The organism is Polynucleobacter sp. HIN9 (assembly GCF_030297635.1).
Lineage (GTDB): Bacteria > Pseudomonadota > Gammaproteobacteria > Burkholderiales > Burkholderiaceae > Polynucleobacter.
Genome location: NZ_AP028140.1, coordinates 423,762 through 443,718 on the forward strand (window position 1 = coordinate 423,762; position 19,957 = coordinate 443,718).

The following is a 19,957-nucleotide window of genomic DNA, read 5'->3' on the forward strand; positions in this document are numbered from 1 at the left end:
TGAGGAATAAAGATTGAAAGTCACTATTGTTGGAAGTGGATATGTGGGATTAGTTACCGGGGCATGTTTAGCCGAACTCGGTAATACGGTTTTCTGTTTAGATCTCGATCAGAAAAAGATCGATATCTTAAACTCGGGCGGAGTTCCAATTTACGAACCGGGGTTGCAAGAGATGATCGCCCGTAATCGCGCGGCTGGACGCATTCAATTTTCGACCGATGTGGCAGCGGCTGTTCAGCATGGTGAAATTCAGTTTATTGCCGTGGGTACCCCGCCAGATGAAGATGGCTCGGCCGATTTGCAGTATGTGATTGCGGCAGCACGCAATATTGGCAAACATATGAACGGTCCCAAGGTCATCGTTGATAAGTCAACGGTGCCAGTTGGTACTGCAGATAAAGTGACTGAAGCCATCACCGAGGAATTAAAAAAGCGCAATTTGGATCTCACATGGTGCTCAGTGGTCTCCAATCCTGAGTTTTTGAAGGAGGGTGCTGCGGTTGAGGATTTTATGCGCCCCGATCGCATTGTGATTGGCACCAATCAGGATGCCGCAGGACTGCGTGCCAAAGAACTGATGCGCAAACTCTATGCACCATTTAATCGTCATCATGAGCGCACCTATTACATGGATGTAAAGAGTGCCGAGCTTACAAAATATGCTGCCAATGCAATGCTAGCAACGCGCATCTCGTTTATGAATGAGCTTGCCAATTTAGCCGATGCGGTTGGCGCTGATATTGAGGCCGTTCGCCAGGGGATTGGTTCCGACTCACGGATTGGTTATGGATTTTTATACGCAGGAACAGGCTATGGTGGCTCTTGCTTTCCAAAGGATGTATCAGCCTTGACCAAAACAGCTTTACAGCATGGGCGTGACCTAAAAATCTTAGAGGCCGTCGAGGCAGTCAATCAGAGCCAAAAAACAATCTTGATCAAGAAGATCACCAAACGTTTTGGTGATGACCTCTCTAAGCATCGATTTGCAGTATGGGGTTTGGCATTCAAACCCAACACGGATGATATGCGTGAGGCTCCTAGTCGCTATATTATTTCTGAGTTAGTCAAGCGTGGTGCAGAGGTGATGGCTCATGATCCAGTTGCAATGCCTGAGGCACAACACGCCTTTGAGATCGATTTTCAAGGAAAACCAGATCAGCTTCAAAAAATTTCCCTAGTAAAAACTCCTGAGGATGCCTTAGTAGGGGCCAGTGCATTAATCATTGTGACCGAGTGGAAGGCGTTCCGTAGCCCTGATTTTGATCATCTAAAACAGGCGATGAAGAACCCGATCATTTTTGATGGGCGTAATTTGTATGAACCTCAGTCCATGACCGACCTCGGTTTTGAGTATTACGGAATTGGTCGGCATAATTAACATTTGAATTAAATTTAGAGCGATGACTGAGAAAGCTGACCGTACACAATTTAGCAAAGCACGCCTTTTGGTGGTGGGTGATGTCATGCTCGATCGCTATTGGTTTGGTGACACTAGTCGTATCTCGCCTGAGGCCCCAGTTCCTGTGGTGCAGGTTGGTAAGATTGATGAGCGTTTAGGGGGTGCAGCTAACGTAGCCCGCAACGCCTCGGCTTTAGGAGCGCAAACCAGCCTTCTAGGGGTGATTGGAGTGGATGAGGCTGGCAAACGTGTAGAAGCCTTATTGCAAGATAGTGGTGTACAAAGCTACTTACAAGCTGATCCAAAAGTACCCACCACGGTTAAGTTAAGAGTGATTGCTCGGCAGCAGCAACTGATTCGTTTGGACTTTGAGGAAACTCCGAGTCCAGGCTCGCTCGCTCAAAAGCTCAAGCAGTTCGAGGCATTATTGCCCGAAGCCGATGTTGTTATCTTGTCCGACTATGGCAAGGGTGCACTTGAGCAAGTAGCAAGCATGATTGCTCTAGCAAAAGCCAAAAATAAGATCGTTCTGGTCGACCCAAAGGGTGATGCATATGCGAAGTACCAGGGGGCTACTGTATTGACGCCCAATCGAAGCGAATTGCGGCAAGTGGTTGGCGCATGGTCGAGCGAAGCGGAGCTCACCCAAAAAGCGCAAGCCTTGCGAGAGCAGCTTCAGGTTGAGGCTTTGCTATTAACTCGCTCTGAGGAAGGCATGACATTATTTACATCAGCGGGCGCAAGTCATGTACGTGCGCAGGCCCGCGAGGTATTTGATGTATCAGGCGCTGGCGATACCGTCATTGCTACTTTAGCTGTAGCCTTGGCAGCCAAATGGCCGCTGGAGCGTGCGATGGCCCTAGCCAATCGCGCTGGAGGAATCGTAGTCGGTAAACTGGGAACAGCAACCGTTTGTGCAGAGGAGCTACAGTGACCTATATCGTGACTGGTGCCGCCGGATTTGTGGGGGCGAATATTGTTCGTGCCTTAAATGCCCGTGGTGAAAAAAATATTATTGCAGTCGATGATTTGCGACCTGCAGATAAATATCGCAATCTAGCCGATTTGGATATTGCCGATTACATCGATAAGAATGATTTTTTAGAAGGCTTTCATGAGGGCTGGTTTGGTAAGGTAAAGGCAGTATTTCATGAGGGTGCCTGTTCAGACACGATGGAGACCGATGGGGTTTTCATGATGAACAATAACTATCAATACTCTATCAATCTCTATGAGATTTGCACCGACCAAAAGGTGCCATTTCTTTATGCATCATCGGCTGCAACCTATGGGGGATCTGATACGTTTGTAGAGGATCGTCAGCATGAGAAGCCTTTGAACATTTATGGCTACTCAAAGTTTCTGTTTGACCAATATATGCGTGCACGCATGGCTGAGAATGCTCCGACCGCTCAGGTGGTTGGCTTTCGGTATTTCAATGTATATGGTCCACGTGAGTCCCATAAAGGGAGGATGGCCTCAGTCGCATTCCATCATTACCATCAGTTCAAAAAAAATCAAACGGTCAAATTATTTGGTGAATATGGCGGCTATGCACCCGGTCAGCAATCACGGGATTTTGTATCGGTTGAAGATGTTGTAAAAGTGAACCTATTTTTCTTGGATCATCCAGAAAAGAGTGGCATTTTTAACCTTGGCACAGGGCGCGCTCAACCTTTTAATGATGTCGCACTAGCAACTGTAAATACCATGCGTAAACTGGCCAATCAACCAGCGTTAGCATTGGCAGATTTAGTACAACAAGGTTTCATTCAATACATTCCATTTCCTGATGACTTGCGGGGCAAATATCAGTGCTTCACACAAGCCGATTTAACTCAATTAAGGGCGGCAGGCTATACCGATAGCTTCTTGGATGTTGAGCATGGTGTCAGTCAATACATTGCCTGGTTATCAGCAAATTCTGATTTTTTAGCCAATCCCCTCTAGACTATTTTTTTCGTCAACCCAATCAACCATTGGGCGTTGAAGAAGGCCATGACATATTCGTCATGGTTTATTCATCAACCTCAAAGGAGAAATTATGGGTTTATCGACTCTGTTTCACACATCTGCTAACGCTGTATCTAAAGGATCGATGATTGGCATGATGGCATTAGCACTGACACTTCCTCTTGGCATAACTCTTGCAAATGCTGCTCCAGTCAATGTCAATACGGCCAGTCAGACCGAGTTAGAGGGTATTCGTGGGCTTGGGCCATCAAAAGCGAAGGCAATTATTGCTGAGCGAGAAAAGGGCGGTGCGTTTTATGACTCCTATGATCTGCAATCACGGGTTCGCGGTATTGGCGAGCGTTCGGTGAGTAAATTAATGGAGAATGGTTTGAAAATCGAGGGTCAAAGTGGATACCGTGAGACAAAAAGTGGCCCACGCTCAGAGGCGCGTTCCACAAAAAAGAACTCCAAGTATCAAACTAAAGCGTCTACGGCGGAGGGTGAGCGGTCGACAGGTTCGCGTCACCGCTACTGAAATCAGCAGTTTTGGGTGAAGTTATCGCTAAAATAACTCTATGACCCAATTCAATCCATCTGCGGCACTCTATCCAACGATTTCTCAAACCATTGGTAATACCCCCTTGGTTCGCTTACAGCGTATTCCTGGTGTGGAGAATGAGCGCCGCGGTAATGTGATTTTAGGTAAGTTGGAAGGTAATAATCCAGCCGGGTCGGTCAAAGACCGACCCGCGCTCTCCATGATTAAGCACGCTGAGTTGCGTGGTGAGATTAAACCTGGCGATACTCTAATTGAGGCTACCAGTGGCAACACTGGTATTGCAATTGCGATGGTTGGGGCTATGTTGGGCTACAAAATTATTTTGGTCATGCCCGAAAACCAAAGCCTTGAGCGTCGACAGAGCATGGCGGCGTATGGTGCGGAACTTATTTTGACCTCTAGTTCGGGCGGGATGGAGTTGGCTCGTGATTACGCAGAGCAATTGCAAAAAGAGGGTCGCGGCAAACTGTTAGATCAATTTGCAAACCCAGATAATCCGCGGGCTCACATCGAGACCACTGGGCCTGAGATTTGGCGTGATACGCATGGTCAGATTACCCATTTTGTTTCTGCGATGGGGACTACGGGAACGATTACTGGCGTATCAACATATCTAAAGTCCATGAATCCAGAGATCCAAATTATTGGTGGGCAGCCTGAAGAGGGCTCGCAGATTCCTGGAATTCGGAAATGGGCACCTGCCTACTTGCCCAAAATCTACCAAGCTGAACGTGTTGATCGAATTGAGTATGTTAGTCAGGCGGAAGCGGAGGAAATGGCCCGTCGTATGGCTAAGGAAGAAGGTATCTTTTGTGGCGTGTCTGCTGCAGGCGCTTTAGTGATTGCACTTCGCGTTGCTCAAACGGTTGAGAACGCCACGATTGTATTCATTGTGTGCGATCGGGGCGATCGCTATTTATCGACAGGTGTATTTCCAGCCTAGTTACTAGGTTTTGGTGGCTTGCTCGATTTTTTCAATTTACTATCTTTTTTTGCCGTTTTAGTTGTCGTGGATCGATTTTTACTAGCGGGCGTAGGCCCCGGTTTCTCGATTTGGTCACGTGTAAACACACTTTTGTTTTGATACCCTAGCGCCTGCGCAAATTCAGCAACACTTTGAGCATAAAAGTAACTACGGTTGTAGTTCACGATACTGAGGAAGTTTTGGAGTCCAACAACATACAGAATCTCGGGCTCTTGATTGACTCCAGGAGATGGCAAATCAACAATCAAAGCTTTGCTACCCGGTTCAACCCCGCCTTGCAGCAGGTCGCCGTTGCTGGGCTCCAAAATACCGAGCTGAATTAACTCTGCAACTGTAATTTTGGCAATCGGCTGGCCATCGGCTAGCTCAATAATTTTTGCCCGAGTTTGCTCATTTTGAATGACAGGAAAGTAGATGGGCATTCCAGGTTGCCAGCCATGAACTTTGAGAAAGTTGGCGACGCTAAAGATTGCATCACGTCGACTATTGCGAAGATCAATTACGCCATCCCCATCCCCATCGGTGGCAAATTGCAAAATACTCCCAGGCATAAACTGGGGAAGTCCAACGGCACCTGCATAGGAGCTGCTTTGATTGAGGCAACGATTAAACGCATCTTGCCGATTTTTGGCCTCTTGCCAGCACAAAATAATGAGGTCTTTCAGTTGATTCTGAAAAAGAAGCTCACGCGCTGCTTGATTGGGCGCCCCTGGATAGTCAAAAGCAAGGGTGCTCAGTACATCCTTGACCCGGAAGTTTCCCATTTGACGACCATAAATCGTCTCAACCCCAATAATCGCCGCAATCACTTGATGGGGAACGCCAGATTCCGATTCGGCAGCTTCTAGGGCAGCACGATTTTGCTCGATAAAGGCAAGGCCAGCTCGAATACGGACTGGTTCCACAAAGCGCGAACGATATACCCGCCAGTTTTTTTGAAAGCTAACAGGCGGGGGAGCAACTAATTTTTTGACTTGGGATAGATGTTGAACATCTTTAAAGCCACTATCCAGAAATGCCAAAGGAATGTTTTGCTGCCGTGAGATCTGATCAAGAAGCTCCTTGAGTGAAGATGGATTTCGTTTAGCACTAGATACAGTAGCCTTATCAGCATGAACCTCTACTTCGGGTTTTTTGGATTGAGGATTGGATGCTGTGCTTGGTGGAGTGGGCGATGCACAGGCGCCTAACAGAACCGCTAGTACCAGGCTGGAGAAAAACGGTAGAAAGTTCAAGATCGCGCTAAGATAATAATAAAAGTATTTTTAATATAAATTCACATTAAGTATAGTTAGTTGTTATTCAATGAGAGACAAATATGAGCACAGCCTACATCAGCCATCCTGATTTTATGAAACACGAGATGGGTCGCCATCATCCAGAGTGTCCTGAGCGAATTGCCGCAATTGAGGACCAGCTTATCCAGAGTCGTCTGGATACGCATTTAAAGCGGATTGATCCCCCACTTGCATCGGATGCTGATATCACACGAGTGCATAGCGAAGATCATTTGGCGTTTGTGAAGAGTAAGGCTCCGAGTAGTGGCTACTCGATGATTGATGGCGATACCATCATGAACCCAGCAACGTTAACAGTCTCCTTGCGTGCAGCCGGCGCAGCAATAGCAGCAGTGGATGCCGTGATGCAAGGTGAGGTCAATAATGCATTTTGTGCGATTCGGCCTCCGGGACATCATGCTGAGCCTCATCGCTCGATGGGGTTTTGCGTATTTAATAATGTGGCAATTGCCGCGCGTTATGCCATCGAAAAGTATGACCTAGAACGTGTCGCCGTGATTGATTTTGATGTCCATCACGGTAATGGCACAGAGGCTGCATTTATCAATGATCCACATGTACTCATGTGCAGTTTTTTTCAACACCCCTTTTACCCCTACAGTGGTTTAGATGGCGGGGAAAATATGGTCAATGTGCCCCTGCCGGCAACCACTAATGGCAAGATCGTCCGCGACATGATTAGTAAAACCTGGATTCCACGACTTGATGAATTCAAACCCCAGCTCATTATCATTTCGGCGGGTTTTGACGCTCATCGTGAGGATGATTTAGGCCAAATGGGCTTGGTTGAGGATGATTATGTATGGATGACCAAGCAATTAATGGAGGTCGCCAATCGCTATTGCGATGGCAAGATTGTGAGTTGCCTTGAAGGCGGATATAACCTGTCGGCGTTAGGCCGAAGCGTTGCTGCCCATCTAAAAACCTTGGCCGAGATTTAATCTGAATCACGATAAAATGGAGGTTTAGATACGTAAAAAGGTCCTCTTTCATGAAGGTTTTGGTCGCAGTCAAGCGAGTGGTCGATTACAACGTGAAGGTCCGGGTCAAATCGGATCAATCGGGGGTAGACATTGCGAATGTCAAAATGAGCATGAATCCCTTTGATGAAATTGCTGTTGAGGAGGCGGTTCGACTCAAAGAGGCAGGCCTTGTTACAGAAATTATTGCTTTTTCAGCAGGCCCCCAAGCATGCCAAGAGACCTTAAGAACTGCCTTGGCGATCGGTGCAGATCGTGCCATCTTATGCGAGACCGATATCGAATTACAGCCTTTAGCAGTTGCTAAATTACTTCAGGCAATCTATTCCAAAGAGCAGCCTCAGCTCATCATTATGGGTAAGCAGGCGATTGATGATGATAGTAATCAAACCGGCCAAATGTTAGCCGCCTTGCTCAATCTGCCCCAGGCAACATTTGCTTCTAAGGTAACAATTAGTAATGGGCAGGCATCGGTTACACGTGAGGTAGATGGCGGCCTTGAGACCGTCGCAGTTTCTTTGCCTGCTGTGATTACGACCGATCTACGCTTAAATGAGCCGCGTTACGTCACTCTACCCAACATTATGAAAGCTAAGAAAAAGCAGTTGGATATCGTAAAACCCGATGATCTAGGAATTGATATTACCCCACGGTTGAAAACCATTCGGGTCGAGGAGCCACCAAAGCGCTCAGCAGGTATCAAAGTGCCGGATGTAGCAACTTTGATTGATAAATTAAAAAACGAAGCAAAGGTACTGTAATGGCTGCACTGGTTCTCGCTGAGCACGATCAGCAATCATTAAAAATGGCCACGCATCATGCGGTAAGTGCTGCGAAGCAGTGCGCCAATACGGTCGATATTTTGGTAGTGGGCCATGACGTGGATGCGATAGTCCAGGAAGCCAGCAAGATTGAGGGGGTTGGAAAGATTCTTTATGCCAATGCACCGCATTTTGCGAATCAGTTGCCGGAGGCAGTTGCGGAGCAAATTCTTGCCCTAGCCCCAAACTATGACTATTTTTTAGCACCTGCGACGGCACACGGTAAAAGTGTGATGCCCCGGGTTGCGGCCAAGTTGGACGTTGCCCAGCTCTCCGATATCACTAAGGTTGTGTCCGCCGATCAATTTGAGCGTCCCATTTATGCGGGTAATGCAATTGCAACGGTTCAAACGATTGACCCTAAAAAAGTGATTACCGTACGAACCACGAATTTTGATCCTGCGGGAACTGGCGGATCATGCTCAATCGAATCAATCTCTCCAGTAGAGCCATATACTGCCAGTCAATTTGTAGGTCGCGAGTTAACCAAATCAGACCGCCCTGAGCTGGCTGCCGCAAAAATTATTGTTTCTGGGGGTCGTGGGCTTGGCTCTGCCGAGAAATACCAAGAGTTGATTGAGCCCCTAGCCGATAAGCTTGGCGCTGCCTTGGGAGCTTCGCGTGCTGCCGTGGATGCTGGTTATGTGCCCAATGATTATCAAGTAGGTCAAACTGGAAAAATTGTAGCCCCTCAGCTTTATATTGCAGTGGGGATCTCTGGGGCAATCCAGCATCTTGCTGGCATGAAAGACTCTAAAGTCATTGTGGCGATTAACAAAGATCCAGATGCACCGATCTTTGGGGTCGCCGACTACGGACTCGTAGGTGATTTGTTTACTCTGGTACCCGAGTTAACTGCCTCGATCTAAGCTCAACTTATTGACTGAGCTTTTTGGCCTCTTCAATTTGGTAGATGAAGAATTGTTCAAAGCCAATAGCCAGAAAGCTCATCATGACCCCTGCGCCAATCACCAACGAGAGGATTACGCAAATTACGACAGGCCAACCCGATTCCGTTTTTTGTTTGCCTTGAAAGGAAGCATTAAATTGCGCATCCCATTTCTCATCGGGACGCAATCCAAAAACAATCGTACTTAACCAACTTGCTTCCAAGGCAATAAACCCAAGAATAATTAACACCCAGGCTGCCGCAGAAGATTCTGGACTTGTGTTTAAGAGCATAAAACCCAGAATGCCCGCGATTAGGGATGCAAGCTGGATCCATCCCCAAAAACTTTTGATACCGAGCAAATAAAAGCAATTCAATCCAGTTCCAGGAAGAAATAGCCCCAGTGCAGAGAATGTTAATTTGGACCGAAATGGGGTGCTCATGGATTAGTTCGTTGAATTAAATTAAAGCCCAATACTTCGCGATTGGGTCCAATGATAAGTAAATAATTACCATCGCGTGCAATGCTTCGGTAATCCCGCAGCAAATATAAGAAATCGCGTTCAATATCCTCTCGATTGGAAGCGCAGGCTATACGAGTAGTGGCGATCTGGTTGATCTCAAAACCTCGAGGATCCTCGATAATTTGTGCAGTGAAGCGATTGCAGCCGCTATAACCACTCATGCGACCCTGACTAAATTGCAAACTAATTTTTGGCCCACCATCACTGGGCATCGAGCGAAGGCGAACCTCACCCATACTGTTTGGTGGCATATTCCAGCGATTTAGTTCCCATTGAGTGCCAACCAGTTCAGAGTAGGGCGGGGTCGTTTTCCCGGGACACGGCGGCACTATATTGGCGCAAGCAATCAAAAAAATTGGGGTTGCACTAATGAGTCTCATTAGCCCTCTCTTAGTCTGTGAGACCTCTAGTCCGGGATTTTTTATATAAGTCTCTGATTTATATGTATATTTATTGGTCACAGTCAATAATCTTTGGTGAAGTGATGGAGTTTTTAGGGCATTTCGTCTAGAATATGAGGTTTTCTGCGATCGTCGCACTCGTTGGTCAAAAACCCTTTTGAGCGAAGACGATTCAGTCAACCATTTTGTAATCATTTGATTTTAAGGAAATACCTATGGTCGTCATTCGACTTGCCCGCGGCGGTTCTAAAAAGCGCCCTTTTTTTAGCATCGTTGCTACCGACAAACGCAATCGTCGCGACTCGAACTTCATCGAGCGTTTGGGTTACTTTAATCCCCAAGCTTCTGAAAAAGAGCAGGCAATGCGCCTTTCTCAAGACCGTTTAACTTATTGGTCTGGCGTTGGTGCGCAAATTTCGCCAACCGTAAAGCGTTTGATCAAGGATCACCCAGCGGCCTAATCTTGGCCATGACTGAAGGGGGAGTGGTGAGCGGTCATCAACCCCCCTCTGATTTGATTGATTTGGGTATCGTATACGATGCCCAGGGGCTAAAAGGCCACATCAAAGTCCGTCCCTATTCCCCTGACCCAATCTCCCTCTTGGCGTGCAAGGAGGCTTATTTGAGGGGCCCTCACTCAGCCGCATCCCCCGTTGTTTATCGTGTACATAGTGCAAAAATTCATTCTGGCTTTGTGGTGATGCTTTTGGATGGTATTTGTGATCGAGATGCTGCGTTAGCCCTCAAGGGTCAGACGGTTTTGCTACCAAGAAAGGCATTTCCAGTGCCTGAGCAAGATGCCTATTACTGGGTCGATTTGATTGGCTGCGAAGTTTATAACGAGCAAGGAGTTCATCTGGGCATGATTGAGGATATGGCCGAGTTTGGGGCTCATCCAGTCATGACGATTGGCAGTGAGCTGATTCCTTTTGTCCCTGCAATTGTGAAATCAGTTGAGCTGAGGTCAGCAGAACTTCCATTAGGCAAACTTGTAGTGGATTGGCAGCCCAACTGGAGTGAATGAGCATGGATTCAACCAAGATGGATTTTGATGTGTTGACGCTCTTTCCAGAGATGTTTGCTGCTCTCACGCAATATGGGGTGACCGGCCGCGCCTGTGAGCAAAGGCTAACTTCCGTAACTACCTGGAATATCAGAGATTTTTCTGAGGATTCTCGAAAAACGGTCGATGATCGGGCTTATGGGGGCGGTCCGGGAATGGTAATGATGGCGAGACCCCTAGATTCTTGTCTTGAGGCTGTGGGTCGCTCCCATCTCAGTCGAGGAATTAATCCTGGGCCGGTTTGTTTATTGAGCCCCCAAGGAGAGCCATTTTCACAAAAGTTAGCGACAGATATCCTCAATTATCGACAATTAACCCTAATTTGTGGTCGGTATGAAGCTATTGATCAACGTTTTATTGATGACAAAGTGGATTTTGAGATCTCAATCGGTGATTTTGTGGTTTCGGGGGGCGAGTTGCCCGCTATGATCCTCATGGATGCCGTAATCCGCTTAATTCCGGGGGCTTTAGGGGATGAAGACTCTGCTCTACAAGATAGCTTTATGAATGGCCTTTTGGACCATCCCCACTACACCCGTCCAGAGGTTTATGGAAATAAATCGGTGCCAGACGTGCTTTTGGGCGGACATCACGCTAAAATAATGGATTGGCGTCGGCAAAAGTCTTTGGAGCTGACGTTCAAGCGCCGCCCAGATCTCATCATCAAAGCGCGTGCAAATGGGTTGCTAAGCCCGAAAGATGAAGCGTTTTTAAAGACGCTTAAATCCTAAAAGCTTGGCAAAAATTGAACTGCATCCTCTATTGAGTCCACCTATGTGTGGGATTAACGTCAATACGATGCCAAAGGAGTTGAAATGAATTTGATTCAAACGATTGAGCAAGAAGAAATTGCTCGCCTAACTGCCAACAAAACGATTCCAAGTTTTGCTCCTGGCGATACCGTTGTTGTCAGCGTCAATGTTGTTGAGGGTAACCGTAAACGCGCTCAGGCATTTGAGGGTGTGGTGATTGCCAAACGTAATCGCGGTCTTAATTCCAGCTTCATTGTTCGTAAGATTTCATCGGGTGAGGGTGTTGAGCGTACATTCCAAACCTACTCACCATTGATTGCCAGTATTGAGGTGAAGCGTCGCGGTGATGTGCGTCGTGCCAAGTTGTATTATTTGCGCGATCGTTCCGGTAAGTCCGCGCGTATCAAAGAGAAGCTCACTGCCCGTGCTAAAGAGGTCGTTGCTGAGCAAAGCGCTGAGTAATTAATCTGATATCAGCAATCAAGGCGACTTCGGTCGCCTTTTTGTTTATTTAAATCACCTAAAATGATGGCATGGTTCATTCATCCACATCCATCAAAAAGAGCTTAGCTGCTCCACCGAGTTTTAATCCGCGAAGGGTGCCAATTGCGCATCGCTGCGAGGATCAAGCGCAGGTGGCTGAGCATCTGTTTGATGCCAAGGCCCTACGAAGGCATTTTGCTGCTCCACCGGCCTGGACTCCTGAAATTACCGATGAAAATCGGCATGTGATCGCCAGTGACATCATTGCGCAACGCGAGGCAGAGGGCTTGATCACAGAAGCCGCTATTTTGTTAGCACTTGTGATGCAGCCAAACGGTTTAAATGTTCTCTTAACGCAGCGAACCGATCATTTGCATGATCATGCCGGGCAAATTAGCTTTCCAGGTGGTCGAAAAGATCATGCCGATGAATCAATCATTTCCACTGCATTGCGCGAAAGTGAGGAAGAGATCGGCTTGTCCAGCGATCATATTGATGTGATTGGAACCATGCCGGAGTATTTGACCGTCTCTGGTTATCGGGTGACCCCCGTGGTTGCTCTGGTTGAGCCTCCTCGAGCATATCGACCAGATCCATTTGAAGTGGCGGATGTTTTTGAGGTTCCTCTACCATTTCTGATGAACCCAGCGAATCACGAGGTACGGGTGTGGCATAGTGATGAGGGCTCGCGACGGTTTTATGCCATTCCGTATGCGGATCGATTTATTTGGGGCGCTACTGCTGGAATGTTACGAAATCTATATCATTTATTAAAAGCATGACCTTTTTCTCTATTCTTTTCGCTCTCATTGCCGAGCAATACCGGCCCGTTACCGCATCGCATTGGATTCGGAGAATGAGTGCCGCATGGCTCGATTGGGTCGCTAAAGAGTTTGGTGGCAAATCCGAGCAGGGTGCAACACCCGTGGGCGCCCGCTTAGCCTGCTTAGTTGGGTTTGGCTTACCAACAGTATTGGTATTCGCAGTCTATGTATTTGCATACATCGTGAACCCATTGTTAGCATTTGTGTGGAACATCATCATCGTGTATCTGTTCTTCGGTTTTAGGCAATTTAGCCACTCCTTTACCGAAGTGCATGAGGCAATTCAAAACCATGATCTACCTGCTGCGCGGCAAGCACTGCAAGTGTGGGTGGGTGATGAGTTTGATACCTCACATCTATCTGAAAGCGAAATCATCGCGATTGCTCTCGAGCGAGCTATTATTGGGGCTCATCGCCACGTATTTGGGGTATTTTTCTGGTTCTTAATGCCCATTGGCCCAGCTGGAGTCGTTTTGTACCGACTGGCAGATAAGGCGAGTAAGCGTTGGGAGAGCTTTGGTCTTAATTTATCTGAGGCCGCTAAACATTTCTTCTTCATATTGGATTGGGTCCCTGTCCGACTCAGCGCAATCAGCTTTGCGATTGTCGGCAACTTTGAGGATGCGATTTATGCCTGGCGGAACTTAACCGGTAAGTGGGCAGATCCACTCTCGGCTGTTCTCTTAGCATCAGGTAGTGGAGCACTAGGCGTTCGCTTGGGAGAGCCTCTGCGGGAGCCAACCAGCGATGAGGCATTGGCAAGAGCTGAAGCAGGTGAGCCGCCGATTTACGAAATCGGTCATGAGCCTAGCGAGCGATCCATGCGCTCGGCAATCGGTCTGGTGTGGCGGGCCCTTATCGTTTGTATGGTGGTTTTAGCAATGTTGACCATCGCTCTTTGGCTGGGCTAATCCCCTGGATCTGAATATCTGCTGTTCTCGAGTCTGAGACCAGCTGTTTAAAAAGTGCTAAGCGCTCGCTCGCAATGACTCCTGCCAAGACGGCGGCTTGAACTGCACAATCAGGTTCATTATCGTGCTTGCAATTATGAAAGCGACACTGACCCAAATAGGGTTTGAACTCCCGAAACGCATGTTGTAACTGACTCTCTGATACATGCGCAAGGCCAAATTCTTGAAAGCCTGGTGAGTCAATGATTGCTCCCAAACCATTTGCATTGCGACCCCATTCGGGTAGATCAAAATAGCGGCAGGCTGTAGTGGTGTGTTTGCCACTATCCAGTTTTTGCGAGTATTCCTGAGTGACAGCTGCTGCATTGGGGATCCAGGCATTTAGAAGCGTTGATTTACCCATTCCGGATTGGCCGACCAAAACCGATACTTTGCCCTTTAGGAGTGGCGCAAGTGCGTCGAGCGATTGCGGATTCAATTTTGCAGAGACTTCATGCACTGTGTAACCCATCGATTTGTATGGGGCAAGCTGATCACGTGCCGCTTCAAGCTTATCGTGTAGGTCGCATTTGTTCAAAATGATATGAAGATCAATTTGACTCAGTTCAGCTGCAATCACTGCGCGTCCGAGAAGATCGGGCGAGAATGCGGGCGCGGTTGCCAAAACAATCAGTATCTGATCAACATTGGCAGCAATGCTTTTACTCTTAAATGCATCTGAGCGATAGAGTAAATTCTTGCGAGGTTCAATCTCAAGAATACGGGCCTGATCCGCCGAAGTGCTCTCTAGAATCAAGCGATCGCCAACTGCCCCAAGGTGTTGTTTACCAGGAGCACTCACATGAATGAATGGCCCGTGATGGGATCCATCAGCCTCAATCCGTTGCGCTAAGTAATGTCTGCCATACGAAGCGCTTAGAAGGGCACGAAAAGGGCCCATTACCGAATATCACTCATGCAAATCGCTGAAGATGCGCAATCCGCAATGGGGCGGGAGGGTGAGAACTATAGAAAGCCGTATAGATTGGATCGGGTGTGAGGGTGGAAGCATTGTCTTGATACAGCTTCACCAAGGCAGAGATCAGGGCGCTTGCAGATGACTTCTGGGCTGCAAAATGATCGGCTTCGTATTCATGTTTACGCGAAGCAAGACTTCCCAGTGGCGTAAAAAAGAATCCAAATACAGGCGCTACCAACATAAAGAGGGCAAGAGCCAGACCACCGTTGTAACCATTGAGATCGGGGGTTACCCCCAATCCGAAATAGAACCAGGGTTGTGAACTAATCCATCCCAAAATAGCTAGCATTACAAAACTGAGAGCAAATGAGACCAGTAAACGCTTACGGATATGTTGACGCTTGAAATGACCCAGCTCATGCGCTAGAACTGCTTCTACCTCTAAGGGCTCTAACTTTTCAATCAGGGTGTCAAAAAAGACAATACGCTTGGCTTTGCCGATACCCGTGAAATAAGCATTGCCATGGGCACTTCGTTTACTCCCATCCATGACAAAAAGACCTTGACTAGCAAAGTCACAGCGTTTTAAGAGTTGCTCGATTTGGGTTTTTAGGGGGCCATCCTCGAGCGCCTTAAATTTGTTAAATAAGGGTGCGATTACCGTGGGAAAGAGCCATAGCAGTAGGGCGTTGAATAGTGTCCAAACTACCCATGTCCACAACCACCAATAAGTGCCACTAGTGGCCATAAGCTCGAGAACTAACCATAAGAGCGGTAAACCAAGCGCAGCCGCCAAGGCAATTCCTTTGAAGGTATCCAGCCAAAAGAGGCGCGGGGTCATGCGATTAAAGCCAAAGGCTGCTTCAATCCCAAATTGTTTTTTCCAGGTAAAAGGTAAATCTAATATACCGGAAATGAAGGCCAGAGAAACTAAAAGAAGGATTTGCTGGGTAATGCCTGGTCCCACTAAGCTCAAGAGCGTTTGATTAAGCCACTCCAAGCCACCCAGCAAAGTAAAGCCGATCAACACAAATGCACCAAAGGCATTTTCGAGAAGACCTAAGCGTAATTTAGTAATCGTGTAATCAGCTGCTTTTTGATGATCAGCCAAAGAAACTCGCGAAGCAAATTCATTCGGTACACTAGCGCGGTGGAGGGCGACATGGCGTATTTGTCGCATGGCCAACCAGTGGCGCATACCAACGCTTAGCAGTAGGGCGGCAATGAAGATCAATGTAAAGGTCATGAAAGTATTATAGAGATGAGCGAACAAATGAAGCACACCCCCAACGGGAATGATCCTTTGATTTGGGTCGACATGGAAATGTCCGGCCTAAAGCCCGACAGCGACCGAATCTTGGAAATCGCTATGATCATCACCGATGCTCACTTAAACGTAATAGCCACAGCGCCGGTATGGGTTGTTCACCAAACGGACGAGGTCCTAAATGGCATGGATGCTTGGAACAAAGGAACCCACAGCAAGTCGGGTCTAGTGGATAAAGTGAAGGCTTCCTCGCTAAGTGAGTCGGAGGTTGAGCAGCAGTGCATCACCTTTTTAAAGCAATATGTAAAAGCGAATACTGCGCCAATGTGCGGTAACTCCATTTGCCAGGATCGACGCTTTATGGCTCGGTATATGCCTAAGCTTGAAGCCTATTTCCATTATCGAAATGTTGATGTTTCAACCGTTAAAGAATTGTCAAAACGTTGGCAGCCCAATTTGGTAAAGGGCTTTGAAAAGCAGCAGGCCCATACGGCATTAGCCGATATTATGGAATCGATCGAGGAGCTAAAGTACTACCGAGAGCACTTCTTTCGGCTACCCACGCCAACTAGCGATTAATTACTTCTTTTTCTTGGGCCTAAAGGCTTTGACAATGGCCTCATCGGTTTCAATGATCGGCCCACCCATGAGCTCAATGCAATAGGGTATGGCTGCAAAAATCCCATGAACTAAGACTTTGCCCTCAGAGTCCTTTAAGCCTTCCAAGGTCTCTTGAATGGATTTAGGCTGGCCCGGAAGATTGAGAATCAGGGCGCTATGACCTTCAATTTCTCGCAGAACAGCCACCTGCCTTGACAAAATTGCGGTGGGTACAAAATGCAAACTAATTTGACGCATTTGTTCACCAAACCCCGGCATTTCGCGAGTCCCCACTTCTAGAGTTGCCTCTGGGGTGACATCCCGACGTGCGGGGCCGGTGCCGCCGGTGGTCAAGACCAGATCGCAGCCCATTTCATCAGCGAGCTCAATTAAAGTTGAGGAGATATGTTCTATCTCATCGGGGATTAAGCGCTCATGGAAAACAAGGGGTGTGGTGATGACGCGCGATAGCCAATTTCGTAGGCTAGGAATGCCTTCGTCGACATAAATACCCTGACTGGCTCGATCTGAAATTGAGACCAATCCAATTTTGGCTTCATTAGGAAAACTGCGTTCAAAGGGGCTTGGCTGCTTCATGGTTCTATTCTAGCTATCATTAGAAGATGTTTGCATATTCACAAGATCAGTTCAGAATCATTATTGACTTTATTTTGGCAGAAGCCAAGCGAGTTGGAGCCACAGATGCCGCCGCTGAAATTTCAGAGGGCCATGGCTTATCCGTCACGGTTCGCAAAGGTGCGGTAGAGACGATTGAGCAGAGTGTTGACAAGCAAGTCGGGGTTAGTATTTATTTGGGTCAGCGCCGAGGCAATGCCAGCACCAGCGACTTCTCACCCGAGTCATTACGAACCACGGTGCAAGCCGCTTTCCATATTGCTAAACACACTGCAGAAGATGATTGCGCTGGATTGGCCGACCCAGATCTGCTAGAGCACTACCCATTGGATTTGGATTTATTTCATCCATGGGAAATTGACAGTAAAAAAGCGATTGCAATTGCACGGCAGGCAGAGAAAGCGGCTTTTGCGGTCGATCGAGCCATTGTTAATAGCGATGGAGCCTCGGTATCTGCGCATCAAGCGCACTTTATGTTGGGGACCAGTAACGGATTTATCGGCGGTTATCCATACTCAAGACACTTTATTTCATGTGCTCCGATTGCGAATGCAACGGGGAAGACCAGTTCGATGCAGCGCGATGATTGGTACAGTACCTCTCGGGTACCCACCGAACTTGCTAAACCAAGCTTGATTGGTCGATATGCGGCCCAACGCGCTCTCTCTCGTTTAAATGCGAAGTCATTAAGTACGCGTCGTTGCCCAGTCATTTTTGAGGCTCCCATTGCGGTTGGGCTGATCGGATCTTTAGTGCAAGCAACTTCAGGGGCCGCACTTTACCGACGCTCTAGTTTTTTAATAGACAGTCTTGGTAAACCTGTGATGCCAAGTCATCTTGATTTATTTGAATTACCGCACTTAAAACGACAGACCGGTAGCGCTCCTTTTGATGAGGAGGGGGTTCGTACCCAAGCGCGCTCAGTCGTTGCCAAGGGAGAGCTGCAAGGATATTTTTTATCCAGTTATTCAGCTCGTAAGTTAGGAATGCAAACCACCGGCAATGCCGGTGGTGCTCATCACTTGAAATTGCACAGTCAAAATACCCCGTCCGGAGGTTTGCCTGGTTTACTCAAAGAAATGGGTACCGGTCTGCTGGTGACAGAACTTATGGGTCAGGGCGTGAATTACGTGACCGGGGATTACTCACGTGGTGCATTTGGTTACTGGGTAGAGAATGGAGAGATTCAGCATCCGGTTGAAGAGATTACGATTGCGGGTAATCTCAAAGAGATGTTGATGGATATTGCCGCAGTGGCAGACGACACCATTATTCGTGGCACCAAAGAAACGGGCTCTATTTTGATCGGTTCGATGACGATTGGTGGTAAATAGTTAGTGACGAACTCGATTTAGGGTCACATAACTAAACTGAATATCACCTTCGCTTGCCGCAAGCTGCTCCATAATTTGCCAATTCTGCGGATCGGGAATCTCAAAAAAGGTATCGCCCTCGACCTCCAGCTCAATCTCGGTAACGAAGAGCTGATCTGCTAATGGAAAAGCTTGATTAAATAATTGTTGACCACCAATCACAAACACTCGCTCAAACTCGCGCAATGATTGCAAGGCCTCTTCAAGCGACGAGACAAGCTCAGCCCCATTTGCCTGATAGTCAGAATTGCGACTAACCACGATATTGCGTCTTCCAGGTAAGGGTCTACCAATCGATTCCCAGGTCTTACGCCCCATAATAATTGGGTAACCCATGGTTACTTTCTTAAAAAATTGCAAATCGGCCGAGATCTTCCAGGGCATTTGATTGTCTTTGCCGATCACATGGTTGCGTGAGCGAGCAACGATCATCGATATAGCAGGTTTTGTTATCAATTTATTTAGACCGCAACCGGGGCTTTAATATGGGGATGGGACTCATAGCCCACGATTTCAAAGTCTTCAAACTGATAATCAAAGATCGACTCAGGTTTGCGATGAATCTTAAGGCTCGGCAATGGATAGGGCGTGCGTGATAGCTGAAGCTTCACCTGTTCCAGGTGGTTGCTGTACAAATGACAATCTCCACCGGTCCAGATAAACTCACCAGGCTGTAAATTACATTGCTCTGCAACCATATGTGTTAGCAATGCGTAGCTGGCAATATTAAAAGGTACACCCAGAAAAATATCGGCACTACGCTGATAGAGTTGGCACGAGAGTTTTCCATTGGCGACATAAAACTGAAAGAAGGCGTGACAGGGCGCCAAGGCCATTTTGGGAATATCAGCAACATTCCAAGCGGAGACAATAATCCGGCGGGAATCCGGATTGGTTTTAATTGTATGAATAACCTCTTTAATTTGATCGATGTGCTCGCCATTGGGTGTGGGCCAGGAGCGCCATTGGTAGCCATAAACCGGTCCAAGATCCCCATTGGGAGCGGCCCACTCGTCCCAAATGGATACGCCACGCTCTTTGAGCCATTGATTATTCGTATTACCACTCAGAAACCATAAAAGCTCATAAATGATGGATTTCAGGTGAAGCTTTTTCGTGGTAACCAGTGGAAAGCCTTCTGCGAGGTTAAAGCGCATCTGATAGCCAAAAACCGATAAAGTTCCAGTTCCGGTGCGATCCGATTTTTCAGCACCATGTTCTAGAACATGGTGCATGAGTTCGTGAAATTGGCGCATGCGAAATTAAGTCAGTGCAGTT

Annotated in this window: 24 protein-coding genes; 16 read left to right on the forward strand and 8 right to left on the reverse strand. The window is 47.5% G+C overall.

Features of this window, described 5'->3' with window-relative positions:
• Positions 1-13 precede the first annotated feature (13 nt).
• The 5 genes from QUE62_RS02195 to cysM all read left to right on the forward strand — a co-directional run bounded on the left by QUE62_RS02195 (position 14) and on the right by cysM (position 4,857).
• Positions 14-1,378, forward strand: coding sequence for a UDP-glucose dehydrogenase family protein (locus QUE62_RS02195; RefSeq protein WP_286262012.1), 1,365 nt, complete (start codon positions 14-16; stop codon positions 1,376-1,378).
• A 22-nt stretch (positions 1,379-1,400) separates the two neighbouring features.
• Positions 1,401-2,333: a D-glycero-beta-D-manno-heptose-7-phosphate kinase gene (rfaE1, locus tag QUE62_RS02200; protein WP_286262014.1), complete on the forward strand. Its 933-nt coding sequence runs from the start codon at positions 1,401-1,403 to the stop codon at positions 2,331-2,333.
• Positions 2,330-3,349 carry an ADP-glyceromanno-heptose 6-epimerase gene (rfaD, locus tag QUE62_RS02205; RefSeq protein WP_286262016.1) on the forward strand — a complete coding sequence of 340 codons (1,020 nt, stop codon included), beginning with the start codon at positions 2,330-2,332 and terminating at the stop codon, positions 3,347-3,349. The genes rfaE1 and rfaD overlap by 4 nt, the downstream gene beginning before the upstream one ends.
• A gap of 94 nt (positions 3,350-3,443) precedes the next feature.
• Positions 3,444-3,890, forward strand: a complete 447-nt coding sequence (locus QUE62_RS02210; protein ID WP_286262018.1) for a ComEA family DNA-binding protein — start codon at positions 3,444-3,446, stop codon at positions 3,888-3,890.
• A gap of 40 nt (positions 3,891-3,930) precedes the next feature.
• The gene (gene cysM / locus QUE62_RS02215; protein WP_286224192.1) at positions 3,931-4,857 is read left to right on the forward strand and encodes a cysteine synthase CysM; all 927 of its coding nucleotides are present in this window, start codon (positions 3,931-3,933) and stop codon (positions 4,855-4,857) included.
• Here cysM and QUE62_RS02220 read toward each other — a convergent pair.
• Entirely contained in the window at positions 4,854-6,134 is a 1,281-nt protein-coding gene (locus QUE62_RS02220; protein ID WP_286262021.1) for a lytic murein transglycosylase, read from the reverse strand. The two genes, cysM and QUE62_RS02220, sit on opposite strands and share 4 nt — an antisense overlap.
• Positions 6,135-6,217: 83 nt before the next feature.
• On the opposite strand from QUE62_RS02220, the gene QUE62_RS02225 reads away from it, so the two are divergent.
• Genes QUE62_RS02225 through QUE62_RS02235 form a run of 3 tightly spaced genes read left to right on the forward strand, consistent with a single transcriptional unit; the run spans position 6,218 to position 8,867 of the window.
• Positions 6,218-7,138 (forward strand): histone deacetylase family protein, encoded by a 921-nt coding sequence (locus QUE62_RS02225; RefSeq protein ID WP_286224194.1) that lies wholly within the window; start codon positions 6,218-6,220, stop codon positions 7,136-7,138.
• A gap of 50 nt (positions 7,139-7,188) precedes the next feature.
• Positions 7,189-7,938 carry an electron transfer flavoprotein subunit beta/FixA family protein gene (locus tag QUE62_RS02230; RefSeq protein ID WP_286262023.1) on the forward strand — a complete coding sequence of 250 codons (750 nt, stop codon included), beginning with the start codon at positions 7,189-7,191 and terminating at the stop codon, positions 7,936-7,938.
• Entirely contained in the window at positions 7,938-8,867 is a 930-nt protein-coding gene (locus tag QUE62_RS02235) for an electron transfer flavoprotein subunit alpha/FixB family protein (protein WP_286224196.1), read from the forward strand. The genes QUE62_RS02230 and QUE62_RS02235 overlap by 1 nt, the downstream gene beginning before the upstream one ends.
• 7 nt (positions 8,868-8,874) lie before the next feature.
• On the opposite strand, the gene QUE62_RS02240 is transcribed toward QUE62_RS02235, so the two are convergent.
• Together QUE62_RS02240 and QUE62_RS02245 are read right to left on the reverse strand one after the other, a co-directional pair.
• Positions 8,875-9,330 carry a hypothetical protein gene (locus tag QUE62_RS02240; RefSeq protein WP_286224197.1) on the reverse strand — a complete coding sequence of 152 codons (456 nt, stop codon included), beginning with the start codon at positions 9,328-9,330 and terminating at the stop codon, positions 8,875-8,877.
• Positions 9,327-9,791 (reverse strand): META domain-containing protein, encoded by a 465-nt coding sequence (locus QUE62_RS02245; protein WP_286262026.1) that lies wholly within the window; start codon positions 9,789-9,791, stop codon positions 9,327-9,329. Before QUE62_RS02245 ends, QUE62_RS02240 begins: the two co-directional genes overlap by 4 nt.
• A gap of 236 nt (positions 9,792-10,027) precedes the next feature.
• Between QUE62_RS02245 and rpsP the strand changes: the two genes are divergently transcribed.
• The 6 genes from rpsP (at position 10,028) to QUE62_RS02275 (ending at position 13,845) form a co-directional block, all read left to right on the forward strand.
• Positions 10,028-10,273, forward strand: a complete 246-nt coding sequence (rpsP, locus tag QUE62_RS02250; RefSeq protein WP_108507972.1) for a 30S ribosomal protein S16 — start codon at positions 10,028-10,030, stop codon at positions 10,271-10,273.
• Positions 10,274-10,281: 8 nt separating this feature from the next.
• Positions 10,282-10,836, forward strand: coding sequence for a ribosome maturation factor RimM (gene rimM, locus QUE62_RS02255; protein ID WP_286262028.1), 555 nt, complete (start codon positions 10,282-10,284; stop codon positions 10,834-10,836).
• 17 nt (positions 10,837-10,853) lie between these two features.
• Positions 10,854-11,606, forward strand: a complete 753-nt coding sequence (gene trmD, locus QUE62_RS02260) for a tRNA (guanosine(37)-N1)-methyltransferase TrmD (protein ID WP_286262538.1) — start codon at positions 10,854-10,856, stop codon at positions 11,604-11,606.
• An 84-nt stretch (positions 11,607-11,690) separates the two neighbouring features.
• On the forward strand, positions 11,691-12,089 hold the full coding sequence (rplS, locus tag QUE62_RS02265) for a 50S ribosomal protein L19 (RefSeq protein ID WP_286224199.1): 399 nt from the start codon (positions 11,691-11,693) through the stop codon (positions 12,087-12,089).
• Between the two features lie 71 nt (positions 12,090-12,160).
• Positions 12,161-12,892, forward strand: coding sequence for a CoA pyrophosphatase (locus tag QUE62_RS02270; RefSeq protein WP_286262030.1), 732 nt, complete (start codon positions 12,161-12,163; stop codon positions 12,890-12,892).
• Entirely contained in the window at positions 12,889-13,845 is a 957-nt protein-coding gene (locus QUE62_RS02275; protein ID WP_286262032.1) for a CobD/CbiB family protein, read from the forward strand. Before QUE62_RS02270 ends, QUE62_RS02275 begins: the two co-directional genes overlap by 4 nt.
• On the opposite strand, the gene rsgA is transcribed toward QUE62_RS02275, so the two are convergent.
• The gene (gene rsgA / locus QUE62_RS02280) at positions 13,790-14,785 is read right to left on the reverse strand and encodes a ribosome small subunit-dependent GTPase A (protein WP_286262034.1); all 996 of its coding nucleotides are present in this window, start codon (positions 14,783-14,785) and stop codon (positions 13,790-13,792) included. The two genes, QUE62_RS02275 and rsgA, sit on opposite strands and share 56 nt — an antisense overlap.
• A 13-nt stretch (positions 14,786-14,798) precedes the next feature.
• Positions 14,799-16,049 (reverse strand): M48 family metallopeptidase, encoded by a 1,251-nt coding sequence (locus QUE62_RS02285; protein WP_286262036.1) that lies wholly within the window; start codon positions 16,047-16,049, stop codon positions 14,799-14,801.
• A 15-nt stretch (positions 16,050-16,064) separates the two neighbouring features.
• Here QUE62_RS02285 and orn point away from each other — a divergent pair, with 15 nt between their 5' ends.
• On the forward strand, positions 16,065-16,649 hold the full coding sequence (orn, locus tag QUE62_RS02290) for an oligoribonuclease (protein ID WP_458574828.1): 585 nt from the start codon (positions 16,065-16,067) through the stop codon (positions 16,647-16,649).
• Here the strand turns inward: orn and mog are convergent, their stop codons facing one another.
• Positions 16,650-17,267, reverse strand: coding sequence for a molybdopterin adenylyltransferase (gene mog / locus QUE62_RS02295; RefSeq protein ID WP_286224208.1), 618 nt, complete (start codon positions 17,265-17,267; stop codon positions 16,650-16,652).
• Between the two features lie 26 nt (positions 17,268-17,293).
• On the opposite strand from mog, the gene pmbA reads away from it, so the two are divergent.
• Positions 17,294-18,640 carry a metalloprotease PmbA gene (gene pmbA, locus QUE62_RS02300; protein WP_286262040.1) on the forward strand — a complete coding sequence of 449 codons (1,347 nt, stop codon included), beginning with the start codon at positions 17,294-17,296 and terminating at the stop codon, positions 18,638-18,640.
• Here the strand turns inward: pmbA and QUE62_RS02305 are convergent, their stop codons facing one another.
• Both QUE62_RS02305 and QUE62_RS02310 read right to left on the reverse strand, forming a co-directional pair.
• Positions 18,641-19,111, reverse strand: coding sequence for a dihydrofolate reductase (locus QUE62_RS02305; RefSeq protein ID WP_286262042.1), 471 nt, complete (start codon positions 19,109-19,111; stop codon positions 18,641-18,643).
• Positions 19,112-19,140: 29 nt separating this feature from the next.
• A complete protein-coding gene (locus tag QUE62_RS02310) occupies positions 19,141-19,935 on the reverse strand; it encodes a thymidylate synthase (protein WP_286262044.1) in 795 nt (264 codons plus the stop codon).
• Positions 19,936-19,957 lie beyond the last annotated feature (22 nt).